General features: G+C 41.6%; 8 protein-coding genes. 6 read left to right on the top strand and 2 right to left on the bottom strand.

What is annotated here, in order from left to right; translation table 11 throughout:
- Positions 1–250 precede the first annotated feature (250 nt).
- The 6 genes from NJ959_RS19340 to NJ959_RS19315 all read left to right on the top strand — a co-directional run bounded on the left by NJ959_RS19340 (position 251) and on the right by NJ959_RS19315 (position 7,633).
- On the top strand, positions 251–1,198 hold the full coding sequence (locus NJ959_RS19340) for an RnfABCDGE type electron transport complex subunit D (RefSeq protein WP_254013378.1): 948 nt from the start codon (positions 251–253) through the stop codon (positions 1,196–1,198).
- Between the two features lie 164 nt (positions 1,199–1,362).
- A complete protein-coding gene (locus NJ959_RS19335; protein ID WP_254013377.1) occupies positions 1,363–1,617 on the top strand; it encodes a hypothetical protein in 255 nt (84 codons plus the stop codon).
- 40 nt (positions 1,618–1,657) lie between these two features.
- Entirely contained in the window at positions 1,658–2,968 is a 1,311-nt protein-coding gene (locus tag NJ959_RS19330; RefSeq protein ID WP_254013376.1) for a DUF2330 domain-containing protein, read from the top strand.
- A gap of 155 nt (positions 2,969–3,123) precedes the next feature.
- Positions 3,124–4,434, top strand: coding sequence for a DUF2330 domain-containing protein (locus NJ959_RS19325; protein WP_254013375.1), 1,311 nt, complete (start codon positions 3,124–3,126; stop codon positions 4,432–4,434).
- A 119-nt stretch (positions 4,435–4,553) separates the two neighbouring features.
- Positions 4,554–5,864, top strand: a complete 1,311-nt coding sequence (locus NJ959_RS19320) for an MFS transporter (protein WP_254013374.1) — start codon at positions 4,554–4,556, stop codon at positions 5,862–5,864.
- 1,079 nt (positions 5,865–6,943) lie between these two features.
- A complete protein-coding gene (locus NJ959_RS19315) occupies positions 6,944–7,633 on the top strand; it encodes a PEP-CTERM sorting domain-containing protein (protein WP_254013373.1) in 690 nt (229 codons plus the stop codon).
- A 243-nt stretch (positions 7,634–7,876) separates the two neighbouring features.
- Here NJ959_RS19315 and NJ959_RS19310 read toward each other — a convergent pair whose 3' ends face one another.
- Positions 7,877–8,374 (bottom strand): HNH endonuclease, encoded by a 498-nt coding sequence (locus NJ959_RS19310; RefSeq protein WP_254013372.1) that lies wholly within the window; start codon positions 8,372–8,374, stop codon positions 7,877–7,879.
- A 368-nt stretch (positions 8,375–8,742) separates the two neighbouring features.
- A complete protein-coding gene (locus NJ959_RS19305; RefSeq protein WP_254013371.1) occupies positions 8,743–10,230 on the bottom strand; it encodes an adenylate/guanylate cyclase domain-containing protein in 1,488 nt (495 codons plus the stop codon).
- Positions 10,231–10,269 lie beyond the last annotated feature (39 nt).

Below are 10,269 nucleotides of genomic sequence, written 5' to 3'. Positions count from 1 at the left end.
GGGAGTAGGGAGTAGGGTGTGGGGAATCTAGTTAAAACTAGGGGTGAGAGGTAAAACTCAACACTCAACACTCAAAACTCTCGAACCGTTACAAAAAGTGTAACGACTGAATCTAGATATTGGAAATGACGCATCCTAACAATAGGATTACAAACTAAAGGCAAAACATCACATGATGGGGAGTAGGACAGAAATAGTAGCTGGCTGGCTACCCATTCCCTATTCCCCATTCCCTATTACCGAAAATAAAATGTTGCGACAAGATCCTAGAAACTCTCAAATTCTCTTTCTCTCACTCTTCCTAATCTTGGGGATTGGCATGAGAGACTGGACGATCAGACCTGATTTAATTATCGTTGCGATCGCGACTTGTCTGATTACTCAGTGGCTGGCAATATCCCTCTTGTCAAACGGGCAAGGAAATTTACTCACTCTCTTCACCAAACGAGATGGGAGTAATAGAGAGAATATAGATCCCGAAGAATTCCGAATTCCCACTTTCGACTTTCAAGTGCTATCTCCAATTACCAGGATCTTCAGGACTCCAATTAAGATAGAATCCCTGAAAAGTGCCCTGATTACGGCGCTAAGTTTAAGCCTGCTATTGCGAGTAGATAGTTACAGTACCATGATGATCGCAGGCGCTCTGGCAATTTTGAGTAAGTTTATTTTTAAAGTGCGGGGCAAGCATTTTTTTAATCCTGCTAATTTTGGTATTATTGCGGCAATAATCTTGACTAATGATGCTTGGGTTTCACCGGGACAGTGGGGAGATGAGATTTGGTATGCCCTATTATTTGCAGGGGCTGGTGGTTTAATTTTAAAAAGAGTTGGTCGTTGGGATACGACGGTAGCTTTTTTGGGTAGTTATGCTTTCCTAGAAGCGATTAGGAATATCTGGTTGGGGTGGACTTGGGATGTATTTGCCCATCGAATGATGAGTGGTTCATTGTTACTCTTTGCCCTATTTATGATTACCGATCCTCGTTCTATCCCTAATGCTAGAATTGGTCGGTTATTTTGGGCAAGTGCTATAGCGATGCTGACTTTTGTTTTACAGAATTATTTCTTTGTTTCTACTGGGGTTTTCTTTGCTCTGTTTGCTTTATCTCCATTAACTATTGTTTTGGATGGAATTTGGTCATTCCCCAGATTTTCTTGGGATAAAGCTCGTCAGTTAAAGCAGGTTAAGGGTTAATTATCAATTGTCAATCGTTAAGGGTTAATTGTTGATTTAATGAGGGGATAAAACCAGACAATTGACGGTTGACGGTTGACGATGAAAAATTAACGATCGCGAAAAGGAGTTAATCATGAAGTTAGTTCGGATAGTTATCGCTTGCGTATATCACTCGTATCCATGTGCGATATACCCGGAATAAGTTTCCTGAAGATTTGATATTCCAGGAAACAGCAAATACTGAACAGTTTCAAGGGAGATATATATTACGTCATCCATTTACAGGGGAAATGGCTTGCAAGGAAGCACAATATTATCGTAAGTATTTACAGGAAAGATTTAAAAAGGAGGCAGAAACATTAGCTAATTTGACGGGATGGAAGATTGAAGATATCAGGAAAAAAAGAAATCTTTCCCCAAGTGAATCGAACCCTTAATCGAATGATTTGACCACAAATACACAAAGATACGAAAGAAATGAAGCCAGTTAAAATATTAATCGCCTTACTAATAGCAGTAATAGCTGTAATTTGCTTCGCACCGCAAGCCTTAGCATTTTGTGGATTTTATGTGGCGAAAGCAGATACAAAGCTTTACAACCAGGCATCTCAGGTAGTAATAGCCCGAAATGGCGATCGCAATATTATCACCATGGCAAATGACTATCAAGGAGAAGTGAAAGATTTTGCCCTAGTTGTACCAGTGCCAGTGGTATTGGAAAAAGAGCAAGTTAATGTTGGTGACTCGAAAATTATCGAACGACTTGATGGATTTAGTGCGCCGAGATTAGTGGAATATTTTGATCCGAATCCATGTATTTCCCTTCGGGTGCTTGCACCACCAAAACCAGCCGGCGGTGTCTCAACACTTGATGACCGAAATCGTAAAGATGATGAGGCTTTAGGAATAACAATAGAAGCCCAATTCACAGTAGGAGAATATGATATTCTCATCCTCAGCGCCAAAGAATCTAACGGTTTAGAAACCTGGCTAAAACAAAACGATTATCAAATTCCATCAGGGGCATCTAGACTACTCCAAACCTACATCCGTCAGGGGATGAAATTCTTTGTGGCGAAAGTGAATTTAGCGGAATTTGAAAAAACAGGCTATCAATTGCTCCGCCCCCTCCAGATGGCTTACGAATCGCCAAGGTTTATGCTACCAATTCGTTTGGGAATGATTAATGGGAAATCAGCACAAGATTTAGTCGTTTATATTTTATCGCCAGAAGGACAAGTAGAAATCACAAATTATCGTACTGTAAAAGTACCGTCGGATTCAGAAATTCCCCTCTTTGTCAAGTCAGAATTTGGAGATTTTTATAAGTCAATGTTCCAAAAAGCCTACGAAAGAGAAGGAAAAAAGGTCGCTTTTATGGAATATGCTTGGAATATGGCATGGTGCGATCCCTGTGCAGCGGAACCATTAAGTAATGAAGAACTAAAAAAAGCTGGGGTATTTTGGCTTAATCCGAATACGGGGACTAATGTATTTATTACTCGTCTCCATGTTAGATATAGTCGCGATAAGTTTCCCGAAGACTTGATATTCCAAGAAACATCAAATACCGAACAATTTCAGGGACGATATGTTTTGCGTCATCCGTTTGCAGGAGAAATGGATTGTAAGGAGGGAGAAAATTATCAGAAATCATTGCCAGGAAGATATGAAGATCAGGCACAAACTTTAGCGAAACTGACAGGATGGAAAATTAAGGATATTCGCGATAAGATGAATCTTTCTCAAAGTCAATCTGAACATTGGTGGAATTCCGTTTTTCCTTGATGTTTAATCATATTTCGAGGAATTACCGAGGAATAGATTGGGAATGGTGCGTTAGCAAAGCCTAACAAACCCTACATACTTAATGATTTAGAAATAAAAAGTCCCCCTTAACAAGGGGGATTTAGGGGGTTAAAAACTCATGGAGGAGGTAAATAATGAAACCAGTTAGAATATTAATCGCCTTACTACTAGCAGTAATAGCTGTAATTTGTTTCGCGCCGCAAGCCTTAGCCTTTTGTGGCTTTTATGTAGCCAAAGCAGATACGAAACTCTACAATCAAGCTTCCCAAGTGGTAATAGCACGGAGTGGAAGTCGCAATATTATCACTATGGCAAATGACTATCAAGGAGAAGTGAAAGATTTTGCCCTAGTTGTGCCAGTACCTGTAGTATTAGAAAAAGAGCAAGTCCATGTTGGCGATGCTCAAGTTATCGAAAGATTAGATAATTTTAGTGCCCCAAGATTGGTAGAATATTTTGACCCAGATCCCTGTACACCGCCTCCAGTATTCGATGGTGCATTTGCGCAGCCAACACTAGCACCATTAGCATCGGGTAGGGCTGGAAGAGAAGAAGCTTTAGGTGTAACAGTAGAAGCGCGATTTACAGTAGGAGAATATGATATTCTCATTCTCAGTGCCAAAGAATCTAATGGTTTAGAAACCTGGCTAAAAGAGAATGGTTACCGCATTCCATCCGGTGCATCTAGACTACTCCAACCTTACATTCGCCAAGGGTTAAAATTCTTTGTCGCTAAAGTTAATTTAGCAGAATTTGAAAAAGCAGGCTATAAATTGCTCCGCCCCCTTCAAATGGCTTACGAATCGCCACGGTTTATGTTGCCAATTCGATTGGGGACAATTAATGCCACCAGCGAACAAGATTTAGTCGTTTATATTTTATCGCCACAAGGTCAAGTAGAAATCACAAATTATCGGACAGTCAAAGTCCCTTCAGATGCAGAAATACCTGTTTTTGTCAAGGATGAATTTGGGGATTTCTATAAGTCAATGTTCCAAAAAGCTTATGAAAGAGAAGGGAAAAAAGTCGCTTTTATGGAATATGCTTGGAATATGGCATGGTGCGATCCTTGTGCTGCGGAACCATTAACTCCAGAAGAACTAAAAAAAGCAGGAGTATTTTGGCTAAACTCTAACAATCAGAATAACGTATTTATCACTCGCCTCCATGTGCGATACACCGCCAACAAGTTTCCAGAAGACTTGATATTCCAAGAAACTGCAAATACCGAACAATTTCAGGGACGATATGTTTTGCGTCATCCTTTTACCGGAGAAATGGATTGTGATGCAGGAAAAGACTATCAAGAATCGTTACCAGACAGATTGGAAGAAGAGGCACAGACGTTAGCTAAGTTGACGGGGTGGAAAGTTGATAATATTCGGCGTAAAATGGATATTTCTGAGAGTCAGCCTCAAGATTGGTGGCATAATGTTTGGCATTAAAACTTAGAACAAAGTCTCTGCCATCCCCCATAAATTAACCCCCCGTAGCACAGGCATCTTGCCTGTGCAATAAAATATGATAAATTAAGCAGGTCATCTCCAATCTGCTTAACCAGAACATGCTAAGTTTGAATCGTTACCAATGGACTATCCTATTTGCAGCGTGGCTGGGGTGGGGCTTCGATATTTTCGATGCCCTACTCTTTAATTTCGTTGCCCCTAATTGCATACCTACACTGTTAGGATTAACTATTGGTTCCCCAGAAGCGGAAACGGCAACATTTTTTTGGACAGGTTTATTAACTTCAATTCTCCTCCTAGGTTGGGCAGCGGGTGGAGTATTCTTTGGTCAAGTTGCTGACAGAATTGGACGGACAAAAACCCTAATAATCACCATGCTACTCTATGCTTTTGGTACGGCTAGCTGTGCGTTGGTTCCCAATATTTGGGTTTTGATCCTGTGCCGCATTATCACTAGTCTCGGTATTGGTGGGGAGTGGGCTGCTGGTACAGCTATGGTAGCTGAAGCAGTACCGGAAAAATCGCGTTTAGAAGCAGCCATACTCCTTCAAACTGCTGCACCTATGGGTATATTCCTTGCCACTTTTGTGAATTTTCAAATTGCTGGGGTGATATTTCTAGATAATCCGGAAACCTCTTGGCGTTATGTGTTTTTATTTGGTTTAATTCCTGCCGCAATTGCACTATTAGTCCGTTGGTTTATTGATGAACCAGAGGCTTGGCAAAAAACAAGTAACACAACCCTACCCCCCAAACTCAGTGAACTCTTCAACACCGAGAATTTGCCCTCTACTTTAAGTGGTGTTGTATTATCCTTGACAGCGTTACTTACCTGGTGGAGTGTGAGTGCTTTCCTCCCCGTAACTAGCAGCAGCTTGGCTCATTTTGCTGCTGAAATAAAGGGATTGGATGGGAATTCTACGTTGATGTTGGAGGAGAAATGGAAAGCGATGACATCTATTATTTTTAATTTTGGGTGTTTAATTGGTATATTCCTAACAGTACCAATTGCCAAATATCTGGGGCGCAAGATGATGTTTGCACTATATTTTATTGCTTCTGCTGCTTCCATCCTGATTACCTTTGGGTTAGATTTACCTCCGGAAATTCGCATGTACCTATATTTACCCATGGGTATTTGGGTTGCTGGTATATTTGGTAGTTTTAGTTTCTACCTACCAGAACTTTTTCCTACCAGAATTCGGGCGACGGGTGCTGGTTTTTGCTACAACATCGGTAGAATTGTCGCCGCAGGAGGTCCTTTTTTAGTAGGTAGTGTGGCTTCCCAAGGCACAAATGCCCTCAATAGTGCTTTAACAACGCAGTTTTGGTTTGGCTTTGTACCGCTGTTGGGATTGTGCTTTATCCCTTGGGTGATTGAAACTAAGGGGCGGGTTTTGGTGGATTGAAGGGGAATGGGGATAAGTACAAGCAATAAGCCTGATACTATTCCCTTCCTTGAAGTGAGGTTTTCAGAGATTCCACCGCAATTGAGGGTGCTAATTAGGAAGATAGAGGATCTTGAGGTTCTAGGAACTCTTCTTGTGCAGACGGTGACAATCCAATCAATGGAGGCATTTACATCTGTTGCGAGTCAATATGTGGCCTCAAATGGGTTGGAATTGGCTGACGGAGAGCAGAGTTTTCGTACAGGCGAGGATGAGTTAGACTAGCCTCTACTTCTTTATTTTCCGCGTTATTTTGGTGGTTTTCCTGACGGGGGGCTTGTCACCCCGTCACATTTTCAGGACTTACGCAAAATCTGTCATTAAACTCCATATATAGTAGGGTTCGTTACATAACGCACCCTACAGATGGCATAACTGCGTAAGTCCTAATTTTATAGTTTTCACTGGTTTAATTTTCTTTCTATAGAGATAAAAAATATTATTTTCCCCTTCCCCACTCCCTATTCTCTACTCCCTATTTCCCTTATCAATAGGGAGCGGCAATTCTTCTAATGTACGGGAATAGCCCTGTCAAACCTAGACAGAGAAAGGAACAGTACTTTAGAAAAAACCTGTGCTTGTAGTGTGTATGCCCGGAAATTGACGATTGTATACACTATATATAGTGTGCATCCGTCATAACTCCAACTACTATGTATGAAGTTTCCGTGAAGATTAGGCAGTAATTTAATAATATTTCTGATTACTTTTAATCCAAGAAAAACCAAATAATAAGATCTGATAAAGTTCCTAAAAACCTATTTACAACTCTCAGGAATTCCTCTACAGTAGGAAGTGTAAGAAAGGTTCAGGAACTTGGCAGTCGCAAAGAGATTGTAGGTCAATTGAGACGGTAACAGGTGAGACAATAGTCAATTTTGTTACATCTAATCTCACTCTCACAAGTCAGGGTATTGAGTTCTCTCTCCTCTCGCCATAGACAGTTTGAGATTTTCATCGTAAGAGTTCGCTCATACTTTCCTGAAATCTCCACTTCCTTACAAATCTAACCACTTGTTTACATTACCAAGGATTTAAGTATGAAGCGCCAAAATTTGTTTGCCATCGCCTGTGTTGCTACAACTGCTGCTGCTACTTTAGTGGGCAATGTTGGTTCTGCTAGTGCTGCACTTACTGGTGAGTTTAGTTTCTTTGGTTCAGCTACTAATCCCGCTACGTCGGTTACCGTTACAGCAAACTCAATTTCGTTCTTTGCAAATCCGGTTGGTCCAGCTCCGAGTGCTCAGACGAGTTCGAGCAATCCGGGGCAGATTTTAATTCTTGAAGACAGTCAAACAGGTAGCTTTATTCCGTTCACCACTGGCTCTCTTTTTGGGAGTTTCACCACTAGTGACTCATCTTTAACAAATAACTCACCTCTAACATTTAGTACCGGCATCGGTAATCCCGCTAACCTTCTTCTAGACTTGGGTACTCCTGGTGGTGATACTTTCACTGTTAACAACGTCCTTAATCTAAACATGGTTTCAGCGGGGAGCTTTATAAATTACATTGTGACAGTTAATGGATTCTTTACCAGTGCAACTGGGGAACAGACTTCAGGTGAGGGAGCATTTACTATCCAACGTGGCGCAGAGACATTCTCCAACCTCACTTTCTCTAGTACCTTCATGACAAAAGCTGTTCCTGAACCTACAGCCTTGGCAGGTTTAGGTTTAGTGGCAGGACTTTTGGCAGTCAGCCGTCGTCGTAAGGCAGACCATAACTAGTAGAGTGTAGGGAGTAGGGTATGTGTGAAAAATCTCACCTTACCTCTGGCAAGATGAAGTTTGAACTAGTTGAATAGAAAACTCATTATTTAATTCCAGCCTAAGCTAATAGGCTGGGTTTTCCATTTAATTGACCTCTCCCATAAATAATGTAGGGCAAGCGTCTCGCCTGCCCAAAGAGAATCTTTTCACCAGATATCTATCGTAAACCCCAAAAGTATTTGGTCGGAAACGAGCCAAGTTTCAAATGCCAATCACGTACTTCTGCCACTCCTGATGAGAACCACCATTAACATATTTAGCAACTTCAAAATGGAGGCTACTGTACGGTTTGCGAGGTTGGTGACGCAAAATCATATTGGCTTCTTTGGGAGTGCGATTGCCTTTTTTGATATTGCAGCGAACACAGGCAGTAACAATATTTTCCCAAGAATCACTTCCATGTCGAGATCGAGGCATGACATGATCCAGGGTTAACTCATCGCCTGTGTAACCGCAGTATTGACAGGAATTACCGTCACGGTAGAGGATATTACGGCGGGTAAGAGGTATTTCTTTGTAAGGAACCCGAATGTAGTGGCGGAGTCGAATAACCGTGGGGATCGGGAATTCTGGGTAAACGTATTTACCATTATGTTCAACCTGTTCCGCTTTTCCTTTGATCAACAAGACCACCGCCCGTCGCCAGTTGGTTATGTTGAGGGGTTCGTAAGAGGCGTTTAACACCAGAACCTTGCTCATCGGTCATTGAAATTAAGAGGATTTCTTCCCAGATGATAGCACAGGTTTCTCTGGTTCGGTGACAAGATACTCTGTTCAATTTGGAGGTGACAATTACCCTAATCAAAGGATATTTAGGTGGGTTTACACTAGATGTAGTGGTTGAAGAGTTTGTTCCCTCTACAGATAGAGTGGAAGTTAAAAGTTAAAAGTTAAAAGTTTTCAGGACTTAATAGTTTACATTACAGATAGTAACAATGGTGCGTTACGCTCCGCTAACACACCCTACTCCCTAGATTACAGATAGCGCTCGTGGTGCGTTACGCTCCGCTAACACACCCTACTCCCTACTCCCTACTCCCTACTCCCTACTCCCCACTCCAAAAAACCTAGTCCCCCTGAAGTAGATAAGTTATCATCTCTCCCTTACCCTTGATTTGGATCGGACCACGCTTCTCGAATCGATAGCGATCGCGTAATAATTCATAAGTAGCTTGAGTCACTTGAATCGCACCTGGTAAACCGTGGGATTCCATCCGGCTAGCCGTGTTTACGGTATCCCCCCACAAGTCGTAGCTGAATTTCCTAATCCCAATCACACCAGCCACCACAGGACCGCTGTTAATGCCAATTCTTAGCTTGAAATCTCTACCTACCTCCTGATTGAATTCAGCAATGCTTCGTTGCATATCCAAAGCCATTTTTGCAATGACTTCGGCATGATCTCGACGGGGTTTCGGCAAACCAGCGGCTACCATATAAGCATCACCAATAGTCTTAATTTTCTCAATCTCATTAATTTCTGCCAATCGGTCAAACTTAGAGAAAATTTGATTAAGAATTTCCACGAGTTCCGTTGGTGAAGTTTTGGTAGAAAAATAAGTAAAATCAACCAGATCTGCAAACATAATAGTTACCGCATCAAAATGATCTGCGATCGTCCGCTCGCCCCGTTTCAAACGTTCGGCGATCGGTTGAGGTAAAATATTCAGTAGCAACAATTCTGAGCGTTTGCGAGCGGATCTCAGAGCTACTTCTGACTTTCTGCGATCGGTAATATCAGTAACTATACCTTCGTAATAGAGGAGATTCCCATTTTCGTCTTTAACTGTACTAATATTCTCGGCAATCCAAATAGTTTGACCATCTTTCTGACGCACCTGAGATTGAAAGTCTGACAAAGTACCGTACCGATTCATCAGAACCGCCAAATCATCCCTGCGGTTAGGTTCGACGTAAAGTTCCTGTCCGATATTGGTAATTTCATTCATCAACTCTTCTGGAGAAGAATAACCTAAAATACTAGCTAAAGCTGGATTAGCGGTAATATATCTGCCCTCATTAGTAGCTTGAAATATACCCTCGGTGGCTCGTTCAAAGATACTGCGATATTTCTCCTCGGCTTGCTTGAGAAACTCTTGTACTCGTTGTTTATCCTGAATTTCCGCTTGGAGTTTGAGATTTTGCGCTTCCACTTCCTTTTGCAGGTTTCGCAGCTTTAGGTGAGTAGTTACTCTAGCTTTAACTTCTTCTTGCTGGACTGGTTTAGTGATAAAATCAACTGCGCCAAGATTGAATCCTTTGACTTTATCTACCACATCAGAAAGAGCGGAAAGAAAAATAACCGGGATATCGCGAGTCGATGGTTTAGCTTTCAGACGACGGCAGGTTTCAAATCCATCAATTCCGGGCATCATCACATCCAATAAAATCAAATCTGGCTTGGCATATTCAACTTTTTGGATCGCACTTTCCCCATCCTGGGCTACTAAAACTTTGAAGCCAGAATCGCTTAAGAAATCAAATAATACTCCCAGATTATTGGGGGTATCATCAACAATAACAATGATACCTTGATAGGAATTGGTATCGATCATTGGTAAAAGGTTTGAGGTGAGAGGTTAAAGGTAAGAGGG

It is taken from the genome of Limnofasciculus baicalensis BBK-W-15 (assembly GCF_024178385.1).
GTDB classification, from domain to species: Bacteria; Cyanobacteriota; Cyanobacteriia; order Cyanobacteriales; family Coleofasciculaceae; genus Limnofasciculus; species Limnofasciculus baicalensis.
Note: the sequence above shows the minus strand (reverse complement) of the source record. Positions and strands in the feature narration are given on the sequence as shown.